This window comes from Sorangium sp. So ce375 (assembly GCF_051473855.1).
GTDB lineage: Bacteria > Myxococcota_A > Polyangia > Polyangiales > Polyangiaceae > Sorangium.
The window spans coordinates 8,514,967-8,536,754 of sequence record NZ_CP150335.1 but is presented as its reverse complement, the minus strand read 5'-3'; the positions used below and the strand labels follow the sequence as shown (position 1 = coordinate 8,536,754).

Here is a 21,788-nt window from a genome sequence, read left to right as displayed (position 1 = left end):
GTGACCATGCGCACAGCAAGAAGCAGGCCGCATGCCTGACGAGCCTGCTCCAGCGGCAGCACGGGCCTCGGCCGGATCCCTGGCTTTCGAGGGGGCGGCGGCGGGCTGATGAGCGCGGGTACGGCGCCGGGCCGGACGCGCTCGCAGGACCTGCGCCGCCGCGCGAGGCGTGCGCGGGGCGGCGCGACATCGCGCAGCGTGAGGCGGGGCGGGATCAGCGCGTCGGGATCCCGGGAGGCATGGGGCCGATCTGGTAGGGCCGCATCATCTCGTTGTCCTCGTGCTCGAGGATGTGGCAGTGCCACACGAACCGGCCAGGCCCCCCGAACCTCGCCTTGATGCGCGTGATCTCGAACGGCAGCGCGACGACGGTGTCCTTCAAGCCTTCCTCTCCGGCCTCTGGCGGGCGCGGAGCCCCGTCGAACGGCTGGCGATCGATGATCTCGAAGTGGAGCTCGTGGAGGTGGATCGGGTGCGCGTCGACGGTGAAGTTGTGGATCTCCCACACCTCTGTCGATCCCGGGGACGGGTTCTCGGTGATGGGATCGTGCCAGAAGAGCGGCCTCGGCGTGCTGGAGCCCGGAGGAGGCTGGAGCGTGCCCAGCGCGGCCACCCTCAGGCCGGCGTCGGGCTGCAGCGCGGAGCCCAGATCGTTCAGGGATACCTGCCGCACGAGCGACGCGTCTCCGAAGGGCGCGAGCCGTGGCAGCTCGAGCCGGTGCGGGGGCGTGCTCGTATCCGTGCCGGTCGCCGACACGACGCGGAGCTGCATCACCTGCCCGGTCGTCGCCGGATCGGCGGGGGGCTGGGGGCGGCCGGTGAACGGCGCGTCCGGACCGAGGTTGAGGAGGACGATCTCGGCGCCGGCGCGGACCCCGCTGAAATCGACGATCACGTCCGCGCGCTCGGCCGGCGCGAGCAGGAGGGTCCCGCGCTCTACGGGGGAGGGGAGGAATCCTCCGTCCGAGCCTATCTGCCAGAACGGGAGGCCGTTACCCATCTTCAGGATCAAGAACCGCGAGGCGCTGCCGTTCAGGATGCGGAAGCGGTACCGCCGCTGCTCGACCTCGAGGTAGGGCCACGGTCGGCCGTTGACGACGATGACGTCGCCGAAGAACTCCGGGACCCAGATCGGTGGGATATCGCCCTTCGGGGTGTACAGCGCGTCGAGCGGCGGGGCGAGCCCGCGCGACGCTGGATAGAAGAGCGACCCGTCGTCGTTGAAGGAGCGGTCCTGGATGACGAGCGGGATCTCGTACACCCTCGCTCCCGGGCGGTCTCCTGATCGCGGGGCCGGTCCGGGCAGGACGTCCTGCGGCAGGTCGTCCGGCCCGCCGCGCAGCAGGTAAAAGCCGGCTGGCCCCGCGTAGACGTTGAGCCGGGTGATGCCGAGCGCGTGGTCGTGATACCAGAGCGTCGCCGCCCGCTGGTCGTTCGGGTACTCGAACACGGCCGCGCCCGGCTCCCACAGGCGCCCGAGCGGCGACGTGCGCTGGTAGTAATCGTAGAAGGTGCCTGTCGCCGCATACCCCGCGGGGATGTCGATCGCCGCGGGGAGATACCAGGCCTCGGGATAACCGTCGCTCTCCTGGGCCACCCGGGCCATCCCGTGGAGGTGCGTGACGAGCGGCACCGGTCCCTGGTACGGCCCCGGCGGGCAGCCGCCCGGGAACGTGGGCCGCCGGTCGCGGCCCTGCGCCCCGCCGGGCGGGTTGGCCCAGTGCAAGGTGGGGTCGACCGGGAGCAGGTGAGGGAGGAAGCGGCCGGTCGCCGGGTCCTTGAGGTCGTTGATCCACTTCACGCGCACCGGCCTCCGGTACGTCGCCTCGATGGTGAACGCCGGAGTCGCGAACGTCTCCGGGTGATGGACGGAGCCGTAGCTCCACACCGTCGTCGGGGGCAAACCCAGCTCGGGCGGCAGGAGTTGCTGCTCGATCTGCCGGACGGCGATCTCGTAGCCATCGAGGCCCGCGCTGCCCGCGCCGGGACCCGTGGCCTGGGGCATGACCTGCGGGATGAGCAGCGGGCGCGTGTACCTGGGGATGGCGGCGCCGGAGAGGGTAGGGGCCGAGCTCGGGGCGGCCGGACACGTGTCCACGGCCTCCTTCATCACGCCACCTGGCTGGAATGCCGCGAGCCCGTCGCGGCCGGATCGTGCTTCCGGGGCTGTCGTCGCTTCATGGAGGACATCGCATCTCCTTGCCTCGCGCAGCGATATGAGGGCGACGCATCATGACCAGCGCGCGCATCCGGTCCACCCAGGAAGCTCCGGATTCGAGGATCCTCGGCATCACCGACGATGGTCGTGATCGAGAGGGGCGCAGGTGGGGCAGGGGGGCGGATCCGAGCCCGCGGCTGGCCGCCTCGTGGCGGCCAGGGCGCTCTTTGGGCTCGGGATGTCCAGCAGGGGGCCTACTTGGACGGCCACTGATCCTTGGGGATGTCCTTGTAGACGTCCTCGACCTTGTGGAAGCCGTCCGCGATCACCGTCGAGGCGAGGTTGTCCTTGTCCACGGCGACCGGCGTGATGAGCACGCTCGGGACGTCCTTCTTGCCGTTGTTGACCGTCTGCGTCTTCTCGCCGACGGGCTCCTTCTTCGCCAGCTTGACGGCGAGCTCGGCGGCCTTCTCGGCGAGCAGCTTGAGCGGCTTGTAGACGGTCATGCTCTGGGTGCCGGCCGCGATCCGCTGGCAGGCGGCGAGCTCGGCGTCCTGGCCCGAGACGCCGACCTTGCCGGCGAGCTTCTGCTCGCCGAGGGCCTGGACCGCCGCGCCCGCGAGCCCGTCGTTCGAGGCCACGACCGCCGTGACGCTGTTGTTGTTCTTGGTGAGGGCGTTCTCGGTGATCTTGAGCCCCTCGACCGGCTGCCAGTCCTTGGCCCACTGGTCCGCCACCGTCTTGATGTCGCCCTTGTCGATGAGCGGCTTCAGGATGTTCATCTGCCCTTCGCGGAAGAGCTTCGCGTTGTTGTCGGTCGGGGAGCCGCCGATGAGGATGTAGTTCCCCTTCGGGAACTTCTTCACGAGGGCCTCGGCTTGGAGCTCGCCCACCTTGACGTTGTCGAAGGACACGTAGAGGTCCAGATCGGAGTCGAGGATCAGCCGGTCGTACGCGATGACGGGCACGTTCTGCTTGTGCGCCGACTCGACGATGGTCGCCGTCGTCTTGGCGTTGTGGGGCACGACGACGAGCACGTCGATGCCCTGCGTGAGCAGGTTCTCCGCCTGCGAGTTCTGGAGCGCGTCGTCGCTGTTCGCGGACTGCACGAGCACCTGGGCGCCGAGCGCCTCGGCCTTCGCCTTGAACAGGTCGCGGTCGCGCTGCCACCGCTCTTCCTTGAGGGTATCCATGGAGAAGCCGATGGTGAGCTTCTCCTTCTTCTTCTCCGTACCCTTGGTTTCCGCGCCCTTGGCGGCTGTTGCCTCGGGCTTGTCCGCGCTCGCGCCGCCTTCGGACGCCGGCTTCGAGCAGCCGGCCGAGAACGCGAGAGAGAACAACGCCATGAGAAAGGTGGAGCGACGAATCAAGGTGACCTCCGCATGAGATGAATGGATAGGGGCTGTGTTGTGGCCGCCGGCGCTACTGCGTCGAGTTGAGCTGGTCGGCGTAGCTCATGATAAGATTGAGGGTTTCAGTGTCGTCATCGTACACCGAGTACCACCCCTGGTATTCGTGGGGCGGGTCGCCGATGTAGTCGTTCCCGAGGAGCCAGTAGTCGTTGCCGTCGTCCGACGGCCTCCCCGTCCCGGCCCAGGCCCAGAAGTTGACGCCGGCGAGCTCCGGGTTTTCGACGACGGCGTCGAACATGGAGGCGTAATACTCGTTCCGCTTGGCGACGGGCGACGAGACCGGCTCGGCCTTGTCGTCCCGCGCGAGCCCGAACTCCTCCACGACGATCGGCTTGTTCAGCGCCCTGGCGTGCGCGAGCTGCGCGTCGATGTACCCGTTGCTCTTGGTGATGGCGGCCAGGAGCCCCTTGTCGGCGGCGCTGCCGATCGGCAGCGACGGGTCGTACCACTCCCAGTTCTCGGGCCAGACGTGGAAGGTGAGGTAATCGATGCCGGGCACGTCGTGGAACGCCTTGTAATCGCTGTTGGCGTAGTCGCCCCAGTTATAGGACAGGTCGCCCTCCGAGCCGATGGACACGAGGTGGTTCGGGTCGATGTCCTTGATGAACTTCGCGTTCCTCTCGACCCAGAGCTTGAAGAGCGGGCCCCAGCCCTTGAACGATCGCGGCTCGTTCCCGAGCTGCCACGCCATGATCCCCGGGTGGTCCTTGAGCTTCTCGATGATGACCTTGGCCCGGCTGAAGTAGAACTCCTGCGCCTTCTTGTTGCAGAAGAACAGCGACGAGAGATCCATCTGGTCGGGCCAGGGGTTCGTGTTCGGATCGAGCGTGCCCGAGTGAGGGATGGCCCACTCGTTGATGGCCACGGCCTGGCAGTCCTCGCCGGTGCCCTCCTGGAACCGGATCGAGCCGGCGAACGGCACGTGGTAGCCCGCCTCGAGCAGGGCAGCGCCCGTCGTGGGGTGGGTCAGGCCGACCTGGTACGCGCTGAAGTCCTCTCCGCAGGAGGTGGTCGGCTGCTCGTGAGCCCACTTCATGTACTGGGGCATCCCGCCGGACCAGTGCCAGAAGTCGTTCAGGGTCATCACCGCCTTCATCCCGCGGCTGTGCATCTCGTCGAGCACCGTCGCCAGCTTGTCGGCGAACGCCTCGAGCTCCGCATCGGCGCACGGCTCGTTGGACGACGCCGGAAAGATACGCTGTGGGCCGTATTGCTGATCGTTCTGCTGCGCCTCCGGGATGTCGCCCTCGCTGAGCGCCATGATCCTGAGGTTCAGGGCGCCGTGGGCCTCGAGGATGTCGAGCTCGTTGCGCAGGCGCTCGCGGCTGATGTAAGGAGCCGACCAGAAGTTCGTGCCCATATACCGGTACGTTTTCCCGTCGAGCAGCAGCTTACTACCTTCGGCGCGGACGTAGCACTTTTCCGGTTGCTGGGCGCAGTCGAGCGCCGGGCCCCCACCGGTTCCGTCCCCGCCGCCGCCGGTGGCGTCGCTGCCGCCGGTGGCGTCGCTGCCGCCGGTGGCGTCGCTGCCGCCGGTGGCGTCGTTGCCGCCGGTCGCGTCGCTGCCGCCGGTGTTGCCGGACCCGCCCGTGCCGCCGGAGGGCGCGGGCTCCTCCGGATCGGAGGAGGAGCACGCGGCGAGGGAGAGCAAACCCAAAGCGAGCAAGAAGGTCTTCTTCATGGTCGGTTCCTTACGTGGTTCGAGTGTCGTTCCTCACGGAACGCTGCGCCCTGTCGCCCCGAGCACATGGCCGGGTCGCAGGCATCTGCCGAGCTGCTGTGCCACCGTCGCGGGGTGGCATCGCCGGAGGCACCCGGTGAGCTCCCCCGAATTCCGCGACGATACAAATCTCCGCTCCGGGTGGGAGCGCGCTCGCCAGCGTGGGTGGTGGCAGACCACTTAAACGGTTCAGCGTCAACAGGGAAGAGGGCGGCCGGCGTTGCGCGTTGTCGCGCGGGCTTGGTGCTCGGTGCGCTGCGGAAGCTCGGCGGGCGGCCGGGCTGCGCCGCCTCGCGGGGCGTTCGGGCTCGGCGCCGGTGCTCGTCGTGAGCCGGCGGAGATCGAGGGGTGACGCGTGGTGGTGAGGCCGGCCGGGGAGGCGCGCCTCGATGCGCGCCGGGGGGGTTCAGGCTAGACTGGGCGGGCGTGGGCTGGTCCGCTGCGCGGCGGCTCCGCGGAGGACGGGGGATGTCGCCGAGCTTGATCCTGTTCGCGGTGCCGGCTTTCTTCGCGCTCATCGGCGTCGAGCTCTGGCTCTGCCGACGCCGCGGGCGCCGCGACTATCGCTTCTCCGACGCGCTCGCCAACCTCTCGTGCGGCGTCGGGCAGCAGATCGTCGTCTCCATCGTGAGCGCCGGCGTCCTCGTCTATGTCGTCCTGTTCGAGCGCGCCGCGCTCGTGCGGCTGCCGCCGGGCGCGGTATCGAGCTGGGCGGCCTGCTTCGTCGCTGTCGACTTCTGCTACTACTGGGCGCACCGCGCGAGCCATCGGGTGAACTTCATGTGGGCGGCCCACGCGGTTCATCACCAGAGCGAGGACTACAACCTCTCGGTCGCGCTGCGCCAGAGCTGGCTTCAGCGGGCCCTCTTCTGGCCGTTCTTCTGGCCGCTCGCCGTGCTCGGCTTCCCGCCGGCGATGCTCGTCACGACGTATACGCTGAACATCCTCTATCAGTTCTGGATCCACACGCAGCTCGTCCGCCGGCTCGGTCCGCTGGAGTGGGTGCTGAACACGCCATCTCATCACCGCGTGCACCACGGCGTCGATACCGAGTATCTCGACAGGAACCACGGCGGCGTGCTCATCGTCTGGGATCGCCTGTTCGGCACCTTCTGCGCCGAGGGGGCGCCCCCGCGGTACGGCGTGGTCCAGCCGCTCGCCAGCTTCAGCGCGCTGCGCGCGAACGTCGCCCCGTGGCGGAGGCTGGCGCGCATGGCGGCGGCGGAGCCGCGCCTCTCCGGAAAGCTGCTCGTCTGGTTCAGGCCGCCGGAGTGGCGATCCAACGCGACCCCGCGCGACGAGGGCCCGCTGCGCACCGACCCGGACTACGCCCTTCACGACGTCGCGCGCCCCCGCGGGGTGCGCGCGCTCGCGGGGGCGCTCTTCGTGACGGCGCTGCTCGGCGCGATAGCGTTCCTCTATGCATCGCCGGGCATGGCGGCGGGCCCGCTGTGGGCCGGGGCGGCCGTCCTCCTGGCGGTGCTCGCGGCGGTCGGAGCGCTGCTCGACGGGCCCGGAGGCGCCGGCGCGGCCGCGCGGCGCGCGCTGCTGGCGCGACAGACGGGTTGAAACCGCCAGAACAGGGCAGAATCTCGAGGCGAGGAGGCGCCAAGAACGCCAAGGAGAGAGAAGCCTCGTGGCGTCCTTGGCGTCATGGCGGTTCATTCAGAGGTGAACCGGCGCACCCGCAGGACGACGCCAGCGCTCAAGGCGCACGCTGGCACACGCGCGGCACACCGTGCACGTCACACCGTCGTTTTGCCGTGGTTTTTGCCTGTCTTCAGGTTGGCGCTGGTTGTGCAATGGTGGATGCCATGACGACGAAGAACGCCTCCCTGCTCTCTGTCCTGATGCCCCTCCTGCTGGCTGCCTGCAACATGACCTTCATCGAGGGGGCGACGGAGGACGGCGGCGCGAACGAGCCCGTCGAGCCGACGGGCGAGAGCAGCGCGAACGACCCCGGCGAGCCGCCGGATGAGGGCGGCTCGGGGGACCCTGCGGCCAGCGGCGGCTCCGGGGGCGGCGCTGCGTCGACGGCCGTCGCCTTGACGCGCGCTCAGATGGACGTGCTTTGGGAGCAGTACTGGGAGGGCCGGGGTGACATCACCGGCAGCTCCGGGTCGGGCGGCCCGGCTCCAGAGCTAGATCCCAACGACCTCTTCCTTCGTGCATCGGATCTCGGCGTCTCGTGCGGCTCCCCGACCACGGATCTGAGCTGCGGCGGGCACTGGCAGGTACACATCGTGCTGCCGACCGCCTATCAGCAGGTCGGCGTCTACGATCTCGACGATTCCGTGATCGGCCTCTATAGCTCCATGAGCGAGACGGGTCAGCCTTACTCTCCGCAACCGGACGACTGCCCGTGGGGAGGTGGGTCGTTCGGACCGGGCACGCTCGAGATCCTCGCCATCGACTCGGCCGAAGTGCGCTTCCGTCTCACCATGGGCTCGCTCTGGGAGAGCGATCCCAGCGGGGAGTACACCGCACCGCGCTGCCCCTGAGGCGCAGGCGTCCTCCGTCGGTCCGGTGGTGGGTCTCTTCCGGCTTCCCGCCGAGCGTGGCGAGCCGCAGCTCGGCGCGTCGAGCGTCGAGCGCATTAAGGAGGGCCCGTATCCGGAGCGGGTGTTCGCCGCCCTCGCGACACGGTGTCGATCCTTCTGGCGAGTGACTGCCATCCTGGCAGGCCGGCTCCTTGGCCGGGCGCGTAGGAGCGCGGATCTGCGCTGCGCTCTCCGGGCACGGAACGTGGAACGCGCGCTCGCATGCCCATCGAGACGACTCCCATCGATCGCGAGGACCGGCTCGCCGGCGTCCTCCTCGGCACCGCGGTCGGCGACGCGCTCGGCCTGCCCAGAGAGGGCCTGTCGCGCCGTCGCGCGGCTCGGCTCTTCGGCGCGTCGCCGATCGAGCACCGCTTCGTGCTCGGCCGCGGGATGATCAGCGACGACGCAGAGCACGCGTGCATGACGGCCCAGGCCCTCCTGGCCGCTCCGGGGGACACGGCGCGGTTTGCGCGCGCGCTCGCGTGGCAGCTCCGCGGCTGGCTCGCCTCGCTGCCGGCGGGCATCGGGTACGCCACGTTGCGGGCGATCCTCAAGCTGTGGCTCGGGTTCTCGCCGGAGCGGAGCGGCGTCTTTTCGGCCGGCAACGGCGCCGCGATGCGCGCGCCGATCCTGGGCGCGGCCCTCGCGCTCACGCCGTCGCGCATCGATTCGATGGTGCGCGCGTCCACGCGACTCACGCACACAGATCCCCGCGCCGAGGAGGGCGCGCGGATCATCGCCCTCGCGGCAGCGTATGCCGCGGTGCGCACGCCGGAGCAGGTGAATCCGGCGGAGCTCCTTTTGATGCTCCGCGAGCGCGTCGAGGACGAGGAGCTCCGCCGCCGGCTCGACTGCGCGGCGGAGCTGCTCGGCCGGCGCGCCTCTGCGGAGGACTTCGCCGGGGCGATCGGCCTCCAGGAGGGCGTGAGCGGCTTCATCGTGGACACCGCGCCGGCGGCCCTGTTCTGCTGGCTCGCGCACCCGGGCGATTTCCGGCGCGCGGTGGAGGACGTGATCCTGCTCGGGGGCGACGCCGACAGCACGGGCGCGATCGTCGGCGGCCTCGCGGGCGCGACGCTGGGGGCGCGCGGGATCCCGGGAGCGTGGCTCGACGGGATCGCAGACTTCCCGCGATCGATCGCGTGGATGCGGCGGCTCGGCGCGCGGCTCGCGCGGGTGTTCCGGGGCGAGCTAGGGGAGGGCGCCGCGGCAGGGGAGGAGCGAAATGCCCGAGCGGAGGGGCCTCTCGGCCTATTCTGGCCCGTGTTGCCGCTGCGCAATTGGGTCTTCCTGGCGCTGGCGCTGGGGCACGGATTCCGGAGGATGCTGCCGCCTTACTGAAGCGGGAGGAAGGCCGTGCCGGCAATGCACGCTCGGCGCGCCTTCCGAGATGCGCGGCTGAGCTGGTGCTCTGGCTTATCGAAGCTGCGTCGGGAAGCGCGCTCTCTGCGGTGCTTCTGGCTATAGTCGGCGGGTGACGAAGCGTCGCAAGCAGAGCAAGTCGGCGCCCGCGCCCCCGGTGGGAGCGGGCACCGCCGGTGGAGCACGACTCGTCCTCGAGAACGTCCGCTGCTTCGTGCGCAGCGAGGTGCCGCTCGGGGCGCAGGTCACGGTCATCATCGGGCAGAACGGCTCGGGCAAGACGAGCATCGTCGAGGCGATCGCCTCGCTCGCGCCCGGCGAGGGCGAGGGGCTCGACCGGTTTCCGCTGCGCCACGGCGGGTCGGTCGGGTCGATCGCGCTCTACGGCGCTGGCCCCGAGCCGATCGCGCGCTGGACCGATGGGGCAGCGCGCTCCGAGCGCGCGCGGCTCCCGCGTGGGCACCACGTCTTCGGTTATGGGCAGTATCGCGCCCTGCGCCCGCCGGTCAGGCCGCGCCAGGCGGCCGGGCACGCGCTCCTCGGTCCGGAGTGGGAGCCGGCGCTCATCCGGCCGCTTCCGACGCACCTCGAAGACGCGCTGCGCCGGCCGGCCACGCGCACGCTCGTCGATTTCGACGAGTACCTCTTCCGGGACCTCGCCGCCTACGTCGCGCTCCTGGAGGAGCGGGGCGAGTACGATCCCGCTGCGCGGGCGGTCTGGACGCGGCTCCACGAGTGGCTCGTGGCTCTCGACAGGCGCATCGAAGATGTGGAGATCGTCGAGCAGGAAGGACGCCGGGTGGCGGCATTCCGTCGCTCGGGCGTCTCGCTCTCGATCATCGAGCTCTCCGACGGGTACCGCGCCATGCTCTCCGTCGTGCTGGATCTCGCGATCCGCTACGCGCAGACGTTCCCTGCGCTCGAAGATCCCCTCGCGGGAGAGGCCTTGGTGGCCATCGACGAGGTCGACCTCAACCTTCACCCTCGCTGGCAGCGGCGGATCATCGACCGGCTCACGAGCTTGTTTCCGGGCACGCGCTTCGTGCTGACCACGCACTCGCCCGCGGTGGTGCAGGCCGCCATCGACGACAAGGAGCGCGCGATCGCGGTCCTCGTGCTGGACGAGAAGCCGGGCGAGGGCACGACGGTGCGGCGGTTGACCGAGGGGGACCTGGAGAGGCTCGACGGCGCCGAGGTCGATTCGGTGATGGTCGATGATGCTGTTTTTGGTGTTCCGTCACGCCTGTCGCCGACGTACGAGGCGCTGGAGGTGAAGGTCGCCGAGCTGACACGGAAGGTTGAGGACGGCACGGCGACGGCGCGCGACCGGCGGTCGCTGCTGAAGCTCCTGGATGAACTCCAGGGCGTGCTCGCGCGGGAGGAGGAACGGGAGGGCAAGGGACCACTTCTGTCCGGGATCGCGCGGACGCAGATCGCTCTGCTAAAGCGTCTGGACTCACAGCTCTCCGAGAAGGGAGAAAGACGGGATGATCCGGCTCCGGCGAGAAGGCGTCGAAGCGCCCGCTGACTGGCGAGAGGCGGTCGATGCGGCGTTCCCGGATGCGGCGGCCTTCTGGAAGAAAGCGAAGGCATTCGAGAAGCTCACCGAGCAAGGGGCGACGCGCAAGAAGGGATTTACGCGTTACGCGCCGGATGTGCTGCCATCCAACCGGAAGGGGAAGCGGGATCTCCCTCCGGTGTGGCGCACCGAGGCCTGCGTCCGGGCGGCCATTGCGGGGATGTCGCGTGGCATCTGCGCGTACTGCCAGTCACCGGTCAGCTCGACGCACCCCGGAAAAAGAGGCAAGGACAGGCCGCCGGGGCAGGTCGATCACTTCCGACCTAAGGCGCGCTTCCCTGCGCAGGCTTACGACTGGAACAACTATTTCCTGGCGTGCATGGCGTGCAACATCGCCAAGGGCGACATGTGGCCGAGCGGGGGATATGTCAGGCCCGACGAGGGCGAGCCGGGTAGCCGTTTCGTGTTTGCTAGGAGCGGCGCGATCAGGGCCCGCAAGGGGGATGAGCAGGCGAAGCGCACGATCGAGGACCTCGAGCTGAGGCGTTACTGGCTGACCTGGCACCGGGGAAAGGCCATCGAGAGGCACCTCAAGATCGTTGTTCCGCTGATGGGCCGTCCTGGCTTTCCGCTCGAGATGCTGCTCATCGACGGCCCTGACGAGTTTTCCGAGGCGATCAACCAGAACGTGCGGCGCGTTTGGGCGAACGGGCGGCGGAAGAGGAAGCCCTCGCGTGCGCGGCCTCGGCGCGCGTGATGAGCGCGTCGAGTTTGTCGCATTCCTGAGGAATCTTCTCGATTATTCTGAATCCTCGCAGAATTTGAATGGCGCTCGGATCCGCGGAGGGAATTGCGTCGTAAAAGATAGAAAACGCTCTCTCTGAGGATTCAATTAAGCATTTTATGTATACTGCGGCGCACATGGCGAGAGTGTAAGGGTCAGCTTCCATTTGGGCGAAGACAGCGAACGGACGACTTGTTTGGTTCGGGTCTTTCAAAAATTTTAGGATTGCCCTCGTTGCTGGCTCATAGCGAATATATGCAAGGGCGAATATTATCGAAGCCTTGTCCTCCGTCGTCCCTTTGTCGAGCCAGCGAACGAGCACCGGTCCAGCTACCTCACCAAGGTGGTAAATCGTGTTGAACTCCGTGGGGCTCGTCGGTGGAACCATGGCCGCCACGCGTTTCTCGATCTCCTTCCGCAGCGGCTGTCTCACCTCGATGGCGGTCTCGGCGCATTGCGCCGCGAGCATCGTCCCTTCAGCCACGTCCTCGCCGTCCTTGTCGAGCAGCCCACGGATGATCCGGTCCGCGTGCGCGCCCGGGAACCCGGCGGAAAGGACGATGACCTCATGCCACCACTTGGCCTTATAATTGCGCAGCAGCTCGTCGTAAGCGTGCGCATTCACCAGCTCCATCGCGGCGAGATACTCCTGGAATGTCAGGTGTGAGAACGCGAAGGAGCCCGGCACCCCCTCCACGAGCACGCCGTTGCGGTCGCGGATCTCGGCCACGATCGCCTCCGCCTCCTCCTCCGGACGGCCGAGATCCGGCAGGTGCGCCGCGAGCCTCTTGACGACCTCGTCCGCGGGCAGCTCCGCCACGCGCGCCTTGTGCATCGAGAGCGCGAGCCGGGCGAGCAGGGCGCGCTTCGCGTGGGCGTCGAGCTTGCCGATGGCGGCGCCGTCCGCGAACTTGGCTCGGTCCCACTCATAGAGCAGCACGTTGGTGATCGCCTCGTACAGGGCGACCCGTCGCTCCGGGATCCGCTGACCCAGGAAGCGGTGGACGACGCAGATGACGGAGCAGAGGAGGGGAGTCTGCGCGAGCTTCTCGATCGCCCGGCTCGCCCGCACCCGCTCTTTCAGGTCGTCTGCGGCGGCGCGCGCGTCGATCTCGGCCTGTCCGCGCGGCTTGTTGAGGCTCAGCTCGGCGGCCAGACACCAGCGATCGACGAAGTCGGCGACCTCGTCGCGCGTCATCGGCACGAGCCGCGCGCGCGCAAAGCCCCTGGGCGCGGCCTCGTCCTTCCCGGGCGTGGCGGTCGGCCTCGTCGTGACGACGACCGGGATCCCCGGATACGCATCCAGCATCGCCGTGAGGGCCGGGAGCACCTTCCCCGCCACGTGCGTCCGGGCTTCATCCAGGCCATCGACGAGGAGCAGCGCACGGCCGCGCTGCAGCGCTGCTTCCACGAACCAGGCCTCGGCGCCGGCGGCGCGAGCGAGCTCCTCCGGGGTCGCCGCGGCCTCCTGAAGTGCCCGCACCGGCACGACGAACGGAATCGATGCCCGATCGCGTCCTTGGGTCGAGGTGGTCAGCTCGCCCCGAGCGGCGCGCGTGGCCAGGTAGGCGAGGAGCGTCGACTTTCCGCTCCCCGGCTCACCGATGATCAGGAGCCGTGGGTGGCTCACGAGCGCGTCCGTGGCGAGCACCCGCGGCCGCTCAAGGGCGTGCAGCATGGCGCTCGCTGCCTTCGCTTCGGCTGTCGTCGCTCCACCCTTGGGTCGCTTGCCCGCCCCTTTCCTGGGTTTCGCCGCGCGCGGCTCCTCGGAGGGCTCCTCGACGTGCAGCGGCACATAGGCGATCTCGAGATCCTGCCGGACGCGCGCGCTGAGCTGGAGTCCGCGGATCTCGATCTGCCCGTGCCTCGCCTCGATCTCCCGCCGGTAGGCCCGCTCCGCGGCAGCGAAGCGCGCCTCTTCGTCGCCCCTGGCGGCCGCCTCGAGCACCGCGCGCTCTTCAGCGCACCGGATCTCGAACGCGTCGGCGTCCGGAAAGGCATCCTCGAAGCCCTTTTGCCCCCACCGCTCCACCAGCGCGCGCAGCTCGCCGCGCAGCCCCTCCGGAACGGGATAAGGCCCCCGCGCCTCGAGCGCATCGAGCAGCCGCCGCCTCGCCCGCTCACGCCGGTTCTTGCGGACCATCTCGGGCAGGTCGCCGCTCGCTCGAGGGGTCTCCGGCGCCTCGGCGAAGACCGTGTCGAGCACCGCTTCGTGGGACTCCGTGGCCGTAGGTTCCACCTTGGAGCGGCGCTTCGCCCCGACGGTCTTGCCTCGCCCCGCCCGGGTCTTTGCCTCTCGTACGGCCGCGGTCACGAGCCGGCATCCTAGAGATCGCCTACCTCACCGTCCAGCCGCCGAGCACCGCCGTCCTCCCGATCGGGCTCCCGGGCTACGCCGCGCGTCTGGAACGGCTCCCTCACGCCTCCGCCCATGGCATGCTGCTCCTCACGGGCCGCCCCATGCGCTTCGTCACGTACACCCCGCCTCCCCCACTCGGCCGCTTCGTCCGCCAGCTCTGGTACTACGCCGCCCCCGAGCTGCCCGACCTGCTCGAGCGCGTGCTCCCCAGCGGCGCCATGAGCCTCCTCATCAACCTCGCCGAGGACGAGCTGCGCTGGTACGACGGCGCGGCCGATGGCGGTGCCGACGGCGCCGCCGCCAGCACCGCCGCTCCCGCCCGCTGCCACCGCCTCTCCGGCATCGCCGTCTGCGGCGCCCACGCCGAGCACTTCGCGATCGACACGGCGGAGCAGCGCGCGATCGTGGGCGCGGAGTTCTCCCCGGGCGGCGCGTCCCCGTTCTTCGGCCCGGACACCGAGGCGCTCGGCGGCGCCCACGTCTCGCTCGACGCGCTCTGGGGCCGCGACGCGGGGCTCGTGCGCGAGCGCGTGCTCGAGGCGAAGACCCCCGACGAGAAGCTCCGCGCGCTCGAGTCCGCCCTCGCGTCGGCCCTCCTGCGCCCGCGCGCGCCGCTCGCGCGCGATCCCTCTGTCGACTTCGCGCTCGCCGCGTTCGCCGACCCGTCCCGCGCATGGACCGTGGCCGACGTGACAGGGCAGCTCGGGATGAGCCCGAAGCGGTTCATCCGGAGCTTCACCGAGCGGGTCGGCCTCACCCCGAAGCGCTATTGCCGCGTGCAGCGCTTCCAGCAGGCGATCTCCGCGGTCGAGCGCGGAGACCGCGTCTCCTGGGCGGGCGTCGCGGCCGTGTGCGGCTATTACGACCAGGCGCACTTCATCCACGACTTCCGCGCGTTCGCCGGCCTCACGCCGACCGAGTACGCGGCCAGGCGCCGCGAGCGAAACCACGTGCCGCTCGACGGCTGAGCCATCATCGCCGGCTCAGCCGGCGCTGCCGGCGGAGTCATCACCGGTGGCTCGGCCGGCGCTGACGGCTCAGCCGGCGGCACGTTTTTACAATACCCGCTCCGGCCGCGTGGGCATCCTTCGCCCATGACCCAGCGAAAACACCCCATCGCCCCGCCCCCGTACCATACCGTCGTGCCGCACCTCGTCGTCGCCGGCGCGTCGGACGCCATCGCGTTCTACAAGAAGACGTTCGGCGCGACCGAGAAGATGCGCCTCGCCGATCCGAAGCTCGGCGGCGCCATCGTCTGCGCCGAGCTCGTGATCGGCGACTCCATCGTCAGCGTCGCCGACGAGGCCCCCCAGTGGAACGCGCGCGGCCCGAAGGCGCTCGGCGGCTCGCCGATCGTGATCACGCTGAACGTCGAGGACCCCGATGCGGTCGCCGCGCGCGCCGTCGAGGCGGGGGCCAAGATCATCTACCCGATCGCGGACCAGTTCTACGGCCGGCGGGAGGGCAGGATCGAGGACCCGTTCGGGCACCAGTGGATCCTGTCGGCCGTCATCGAGGACGTCTCCGTGGACGAGATGAAGGTTCGCATGGCCAGGTGGTGGGAAGAGCAAGGCCCGAGCGGCGCCTGACCCGCCCGGCGTCGATCGCGACCGTCGGCCGTCGGTCGTCGCCGCCGCCGCCGCCGCCGCGACGGCCGCGGGACGGTGCGGCCCGCGGGCTCACCGGGCCCAACGCTTCCGGGCGCGCGGCGGCGGCGCGAAGGCCCTCGCCGGCTCCGGATCGTGCGGCAGCTCGTGCGGCGTGGCGCCGCACGTCGCGCAGGCCTCGAGCTTCGTGGATCTCGGCGCCTGCGACGACTCCGGCGCCACCCCGGCCTCGGGCCAGCCGCACGACACGAGCTCGCTCCTGGCGTCCGTCGGCGTGAGGGAATCCGCCATCGAGTGGACCGAGCGCTTCATCTCGGTGAGGCGCGCCAGCTGAAGCACGATCGCCGTGAGCCGCGACGGATTGAACGGCTTGAGCAAAACGTGGTGATACACGGCCTCCTTCGAGCGCGTGTACTCCTCGGCTCCAGTGATCAGGAGGCAGCTCGTGTAAACGGGCATGTTCGCCACCCGCCGGAGCAGCTCGTCCCCTTTCATCCCAGGCATTATCACATCGGAGCACACCAGGTGAAACTCCCTGGTTTCGAGCAGCGCGAGCGCCTGCTCCGCCGACGTACACTCCACGACGTCGACGTCCCCGGAGAGGACCGCCGAGATGGACCTCAGCGCCCTTTCATCGTCGTCGACGACGAGGACACAATACTTTCGCCGGGAAGACGAGATCGTGGCGTCCCTGTGCTGACCCTGCGAAGAGGTGCGATAGGCTCTTACGGTCGATGACACGGTGGCTGCCTCCCTGCGACGATGGCGGACCCGCATCCCATGCCGCTGTGCCGCGGCAGTGCGCGAGCGCGCTTGCGTGTTGTCGAGGGCCTGCGCGGCACCCCCCGGCGCCGACGGCCTCTTCTATCGAGGTGTACACGACGAAGTTTGTTCTAGTCAACCGCGCAACACGCTCTCTCGACAGGACAGGTTGAGATCTCGAGTTCCGTTCGACCTGCGTCGATGGTGTTGTCGAGGCACTCTGGACGTCGAGGGTGCAGCGCGAACGGCTCAGTTCAGTGCGGCTGCGGCGCGCGCCTGGGGTTCACGGCCGCGATGCACGACGGAAACAAATGCGCATTGTTCGAATCTTCACATGGTCATTGTGTGAGCTACGGCACTCTTGATGCTCTTTATCTGTCCTCCGCTCGGCCGGCGCCTCCGAGCGATCGGGACTTCCCTGTTTCCGTCGGGACTTCCCCTGTCCCAGCTGCCCTGTTCCTGTCGAGGTGTCGTTTTCGTGCTCGTGGCGTGCGCGGCGATCGGTGAGGTTGCCGGCCTCAACCGTAAGACGAGCGTCGACAGCCATGGTCGCGTTTCTCGCCCTCACGTCGGAGGGCATGGCGACTGTGCGGGCGAGGGACGGTGGCGTCGGGCCGCGGCATCCGGCCCGGGTGCGGAGCTTCGTGACCGTGTCCAGGCGAGCGCTGACTCCGATCCTTTCTTCCGCGACCTCCCTGCGCGGGCCGCGAAGCTGCCGTAACCGGTCGTGGGAGGCTCGGTTCCGGCTGCCGTCGCCCGGGTGAGCAGGGGCGCTCGGTTCTACGGGATCGGCTGCTCCACACGGCGCTGACAGGCCTGCCAGTCGGTGTGGGCCGCGGCCTCGGATACGTTCAACAACTCGACCCTGCGCTCGATGGGCAGGCAATCGCGGGTCGCCAACCACAGCTTCGGGTCGTCAGGGCCCCGGGGCACTTCGAGGTCCGTCCACACCCGCGCGGTCCTATCGGCAGACGCCGTGATGACGCGCCGGCCGTCGGGGCTCCACTCGGCGGAGTAGACCGGTCCGGCGTGACCGCGCAGTATCAGCGGTTCGCCGGTGCCGTCCGCGCTCCAGATGCGTGCCGTGCCGTCCCTTGATGCGGTCAGGATGCGCTTGCCGTCGGCGCTCCACACCGCCCGAACGACCTCGTTGTCGTGCCCGCCGAGGATCACGGGCTCGCCGCTCCCATCGACGTTCCACACCCGCGCGGTCTTGTCCGTGGACACGGTCACGACGCGCTTCCCGTCGGGGCTCCATTCCGCCGCGGAGAGGAAGGCCTCGTGGCGGGCGATGACGACCGGTTCGCCCGTCCCGTCGGCGTTCCACACCCGGGCGGTGGTGTCGTAGGAAGCTGTGACGACGCGCCGGCCGTCGGGGCTCCAGGAAGCGTACTTGACGAGGAGGTCGTGGCCCCGCAGGACCAGCGGTTCGCCCGTTCCGTCGGCATTCCAGATTCGCGCTGTCAAGTCGTCCGAGGCGCTGACGATGCGCCGCCCATCGGGGCTCCACGTCGCGAAGTTCACCCTCTCTTGGTGGCCGCGCAGGATGAGGGGTGTCCCCGTGCCGTCCGCGCTCCACACACGTACGGTGTAGTCCTCCGAGGCGGTGACGATGTGCTTTCCATCGGGGCTCCACGTCGCGGAGAAGATCCTGCCCTCGTGGCCGCGCAGGATGAGGGGTGTCCCCGTGCCGTCCGCGCTCCGCACGCGCACGGTGCGGTCCTCCGAGGCGGTGACAATGCGTCTTCCATCGGGGCTCCACGCTGCCGCCGTGACCGCGGCCTCGTGGTCGCCGAGCACGGGGGGCGAGCTCTCGATGTCCACGCTCCACACCCGTGCTGTACCGTCCCACGACCCACTGGCGATGTGCCTTCCGTCGGGGCTCCACGCCGCCACGAACACCGCGTTCTCGTGCCCGTGGAGGACCACGGGGTCGCCCGTCCCGTCGGCGTTCCACAGCCATACCTTCTTGTCCCAGTCCGTCGCTAGGATGCGCCTCCCATCGGGGCTGAAGGTCGTGGACAGCAGGTAGGTCGCGGACAGCTGCAGGAGCCCATGCCGGCTCAGGACGATGGGCTCGCCCGTGCCGTCAGCATTCCACACGCGCGCCCTCCCGTCCTCGGAAGCGGTCACGATCCGCTGTCCATCGGGGCTCCACGCCGCCCAGTAGACATCGCCCCCCAGCTCGATGTTGAAGACGATGGGCTCGCCCGTACCATCGGCGTTCCACACGCGCGCGGTGTTGTCCCAGGACGCCGTAACGATGTGCCTTCCATCGGGGCTCCACGCCCCAGCGCTCACCCAGCCCCGGTGACCTCGGAGGACGATGGGCTCGCCCGTGCCATCGGCGTTCCACACTCGTGCCGTCTCGTCACGAGATGCGGTCAGAATATGCCGGCCATCGGGGCTGTACGCCGCGAGCTGGATGACGTCCTCGTGACCTCGGAGGACGATGGGCTCACCCGCGCCGTCGGCGTTCCACACGCGCGCCGTCTTGTCCGTGGACGCGGTGACGATGCGCTTTCCATCGGGGCTCCACGCCACCGAGTACACGGCGTCGTCGTGACCGCGGAGCACGAGCGGTTCGCCCGTTCCATCGGCGCGCCACACGCGGGCAGCCCGGTCGTCGCACGCGGTGGCGATGCGCGCGCCGTCCGGGCTCCACGCGACGGACCAGAGCTTGCTCGAATGGCGGAGGACGACGCTGCTGATGCTGCCGTGGAGCGCGCCGAACACCAGATCGGACCAGCCCCGCGGCACGCCCGGCGGCTCGACCTCGCGCAGGAGGGCGAGCGCGGTCGTGGGATCGCTCCGCTCCAGCTCGCGCGCCGCCGCCATGCGCGTGGCGTTGCGCGCGTGCCTGGCCTCCTCCTGCGCGAGCGTCGCCTCCCGGTCGGCGCGCGCAGCCTCGCTCTGCGCCCGGACCGCGAGGAGCGACACGGCGACGGCGGTCGCGGAGAGCGCGGTGATGACGCCCGCCGCGATCCGCCATCGCAGGCGCCGCGCGCGATCGACCAGGGCGACGACCGCGCGCAGATACCGCTCTTCCCCGCGATCGATACCGAGCTCCGCGCCCGCGCCGCGCTCCGCCTGCCGGCGCGACAGCCACGCTCGGGCCTCGTCCGCCGCGCGGTCGCGCCAGAGGAGCCCCTCGGCCTCCGCGCCGGCCTTCCATTGGTGTGCCGCCGCGCGGAGCCGGGCCAGGAACTGGGCGTCCTGCGCGCTCTCGTCGAGCCATTGCCGGAGCTTCGCCCACGTGTCGATCAGGGACTCGTGCACGAGCTCCACCGTCGCGCCGTCCCGCTCGGCAGACGCCTCGACAAGGAGGAGCCTTGCGTCGGCGAGATGATGGACGACCCGCTGAAGAGCGCCGCTGTCCTCCGCGAGCCCGGTCAGCTCGGCGATGCCCACCACCGCGCGCGTGCGCTCGGGCGTGCAGAGGCGCAGGAACACCGCCCGACAGAGACGCTGATCGGCCGGCGAGAGCGCCCCGAGGACGGTGTCCGCGTGCGTGGACAGCGCACCCGCGACCCCGCCGAGCCTCTCGTAGCTGTCGCGCGTCAGCAGGCGGCGCTCGCTATCCCGCGCCTCCCATAGCCTGGTGGCCGTGAATTGCAGCAGCGGCAGCGGGCTCCGCGTCTTCTCGAGCGCGTCGAGCATGGCCTCGATCATGCCCTCATGCTCGAAGCGAATGTCGGCCGTCTCCAGGGGCCGCGTCAGCACCTCGCGCAGGCCGGCGCGCCCCATGGGCGGCAGCAGCACGAGCCCCCGTGTCACCTCGGTCATCAGCCATCGATCCTCGGCCACGCGGTCGAGGAAATCCGAGCGGAGGGAGACGACCACGCGCAGCGGGGAGGACGCGTCGTCGGCCGCGCCCGAGAGGCACACGACGAACGCGGTTCGCTCGGCTGGATCTGCGCTCAGCGTATACAGCTCTTCGAGCTGATCGACGAAGAGCAGGATATGCTGTGGGCCTCCCGGCCGCCGGCACCGCGCGCGCAGCGCGGCGCCGAGCAGGCCGGGCCGGGCGCGGAGCATCGGGAGCAGCGCCTCGGGGTCGGTCCGCTCGATCGGACCGGGCGCGGCGCCCTCCAGGCACGCGCCCCCGGCCTGGGCGAGCACATCGGCGAGCGCGGCGCACGGCCGGAGGCCAGGCCGGAGGGTGAAGGCCTCCCAGCGCTCCCCGGACCGCTTCAAGGCCGGGATCACGCCCGCGCGCACGAACGACGATTTGCCCGCGCCCGACGCGCCGGCCACGGCCACGACCGGCTGGTTGCGCAGCCGTTCCAGGAGGCTCGCGACCTCGCGCTCGCGACCGAAGAAGCGCCCCGCGTCGGCCTCCTGGAACGCCGAGAGGCCGGCGAACGGGCTCCCATCCTCACCCAGCGAGGGTGTCTGTCGGCTGGTCGCGAGCAGCTCGAGCGCGGCGCACAGCTCCTCGGCCGAGCCGAAGCGCTCTTCCCTCCGCTTCTTCAGGCAACGATCGATGATGTCGCCGAGCGGGCCCACGTCGAGCCGTCTCTCCCTCGCCCTGGGCATCGGCCGATCGAGATCGGCCGTCTCGGACAGCCGCTGCGCGATCTGCGGCGCGAACGGGTGCTCGCCGGTGCACAGCTCGAACAGGATGAGCCCCACGGCCCAGAGATCGCAGCGAGGATCGACCTCCTCGCACCGCCATTGCTCGGGCGACATATACGGCAACGTGCCGACGATCGTCGCCTCGTCGGTCACGGCGGTCGTGCTGGGCATCGCGCTGGCGGCGCCCGCGACCCGCGAGATCTCCTCCTGCCCGAGCCGCGCGGCGATGCCGAAGTCGAGGACCTTGATGGGCCCGGCGTCGGTCAGGACGATGTTCTCCGGCTTGAGATCGCGGTGCACGATCCTGAGCCGATGGGCGCAGCCGAGCGCGCGCACCACAGGAATCATCAGCTCGGCCGCGAGGCCCGGCGACGCGGGGGCGTGCCCGCGATTGTTCAGCCATTCGCGCAGCGTGCGGCCTTCGAGGTATTCGAGCACCATGTATGCGGTGCCGTCGAACTCGTCCACCTCGTGGATGACGACGATGTTCTCGTGCTCGCAGCGGGCCGTGGCTCTCGCCTCGACGAGGAAGCGGTCCGCGCCCCGGCCGCTGTGCTCCAGCAACATCTTGATGGCGACACGGCGGCCGAGCCGGGTGTCGCGCGCCAGGAACACGGCGCCCATGCCCCCCTGACCCAGCTTGCGGATGATCTCGTAGTGCTTGACGGTGGAGCCGATCGGCCACCGCGCGCGCTCGACGGTGGACGGAGCGGAGTCCCCCATCGCTCCCCGAGATAGCTCGGAGATCATTCGACGGCCCCCAGGGGCCAGAGCAGGCGTTTGGGCGGGGGGCGCTCGGCGGGCCCACACACACGGATCTTGCGTGGTGATCGTGCCGGCGATCGAACGGCATCGCCGGCGAGAATCGCGGGCTCGGCCACGCCGGCGGCTACACCGCCGATCGACACGACGATCCACGCGGGGCGACGCCTGGGGCAAGATGGCTGTGGGTCATGCCGCGGCTGCGGCGCTTGCGCGAGCATC

At 69.9% G+C, this 21,788-nt stretch carries 13 protein-coding genes; 7 read left to right on the top strand and 6 right to left on the bottom strand.

Annotated features, from left to right (window positions below; all coding sequences use genetic code 11):
- Positions 1 to 214 precede the first annotated feature (214 nt).
- The 3 genes from WME90_RS31625 to WME90_RS31615 all read right to left on the bottom strand — a co-directional run bounded on the left by WME90_RS31625 (position 215) and on the right by WME90_RS31615 (position 5,251).
- On the bottom strand, positions 215 to 2,110 hold the full coding sequence (locus WME90_RS31625; protein ID WP_437275755.1) for a multicopper oxidase family protein: 1,896 nt from the start codon (positions 2,108 to 2,110) through the stop codon (positions 215 to 217).
- A 302-nt stretch (positions 2,111 to 2,412) separates the two neighbouring features.
- Entirely contained in the window at positions 2,413 to 3,504 is a 1,092-nt protein-coding gene (xylF, locus tag WME90_RS31620; protein ID WP_437275754.1) for a D-xylose ABC transporter substrate-binding protein, read from the bottom strand.
- 76 nt (positions 3,505 to 3,580) lie between these two features.
- Positions 3,581 to 5,251 carry a glycoside hydrolase 5 family protein gene (locus tag WME90_RS31615; RefSeq protein WP_437275753.1) on the bottom strand — a complete coding sequence of 557 codons (1,671 nt, stop codon included), beginning with the start codon at positions 5,249 to 5,251 and terminating at the stop codon, positions 3,581 to 3,583.
- Positions 5,252 to 5,758: 507 nt separating this feature from the next.
- Between WME90_RS31615 and WME90_RS31610 the strand changes: the two genes are divergently transcribed.
- The 5 genes from WME90_RS31610 (at position 5,759) to WME90_RS31590 (ending at position 11,471) form a co-directional block, all read left to right on the top strand.
- Complete coding sequence (locus WME90_RS31610) at positions 5,759 to 6,859, top strand: sterol desaturase family protein (RefSeq protein WP_437275752.1); 1,101 nt, start codon at positions 5,759 to 5,761, stop codon at positions 6,857 to 6,859.
- 245 nt (positions 6,860 to 7,104) lie between these two features.
- A complete protein-coding gene (locus WME90_RS31605; RefSeq protein ID WP_437275751.1) occupies positions 7,105 to 7,791 on the top strand; it encodes a hypothetical protein in 687 nt (228 codons plus the stop codon).
- A 261-nt stretch (positions 7,792 to 8,052) separates the two neighbouring features.
- Positions 8,053 to 9,174, top strand: coding sequence for an ADP-ribosylglycohydrolase family protein (locus WME90_RS31600; RefSeq protein ID WP_437275750.1), 1,122 nt, complete (start codon positions 8,053 to 8,055; stop codon positions 9,172 to 9,174).
- A 133-nt stretch (positions 9,175 to 9,307) separates the two neighbouring features.
- On the top strand, positions 9,308 to 10,723 hold the full coding sequence (locus WME90_RS31595) for an AAA family ATPase (RefSeq protein WP_437275749.1): 1,416 nt from the start codon (positions 9,308 to 9,310) through the stop codon (positions 10,721 to 10,723).
- Positions 10,683 to 11,471 carry an HNH endonuclease gene (locus WME90_RS31590; protein WP_437275748.1) on the top strand — a complete coding sequence of 263 codons (789 nt, stop codon included), beginning with the start codon at positions 10,683 to 10,685 and terminating at the stop codon, positions 11,469 to 11,471. Before WME90_RS31595 ends, WME90_RS31590 begins: the two co-directional genes overlap by 41 nt.
- On the opposite strand, the gene WME90_RS31585 is transcribed toward WME90_RS31590, so the two are convergent.
- Positions 11,392 to 13,812: an NACHT domain-containing protein gene (locus tag WME90_RS31585; RefSeq protein WP_437275747.1), complete on the bottom strand. Its 2,421-nt coding sequence runs from the start codon at positions 13,810 to 13,812 to the stop codon at positions 11,392 to 11,394. The two genes, WME90_RS31590 and WME90_RS31585, sit on opposite strands and share 80 nt — an antisense overlap.
- Positions 13,813 to 13,934: 122 nt before the next feature.
- On the opposite strand from WME90_RS31585, the gene WME90_RS31580 reads away from it, so the two are divergent.
- Together WME90_RS31580 and WME90_RS31575 are read left to right on the top strand one after the other, a co-directional pair.
- Positions 13,935 to 14,825 (top strand): helix-turn-helix domain-containing protein, encoded by an 891-nt coding sequence (locus WME90_RS31580; protein WP_437275746.1) that lies wholly within the window; start codon positions 13,935 to 13,937, stop codon positions 14,823 to 14,825.
- A 126-nt stretch (positions 14,826 to 14,951) separates the two neighbouring features.
- Entirely contained in the window at positions 14,952 to 15,446 is a 495-nt protein-coding gene (locus WME90_RS31575; RefSeq protein WP_437275745.1) for a VOC family protein, read from the top strand.
- A 90-nt stretch (positions 15,447 to 15,536) separates the two neighbouring features.
- On the opposite strand, the gene WME90_RS31570 is transcribed toward WME90_RS31575, so the two are convergent.
- Positions 15,537 to 16,205 (bottom strand): response regulator, encoded by a 669-nt coding sequence (locus tag WME90_RS31570; protein WP_437275744.1) that lies wholly within the window; start codon positions 16,203 to 16,205, stop codon positions 15,537 to 15,539.
- Positions 16,206 to 17,006: 801 nt separating this feature from the next.
- Entirely contained in the window at positions 17,007 to 21,527 is a 4,521-nt protein-coding gene (locus WME90_RS31565) for an nSTAND1 domain-containing NTPase (protein WP_437275743.1), read from the bottom strand.
- Between the last annotated feature and the right edge of the window lie 261 nt (positions 21,528 to 21,788).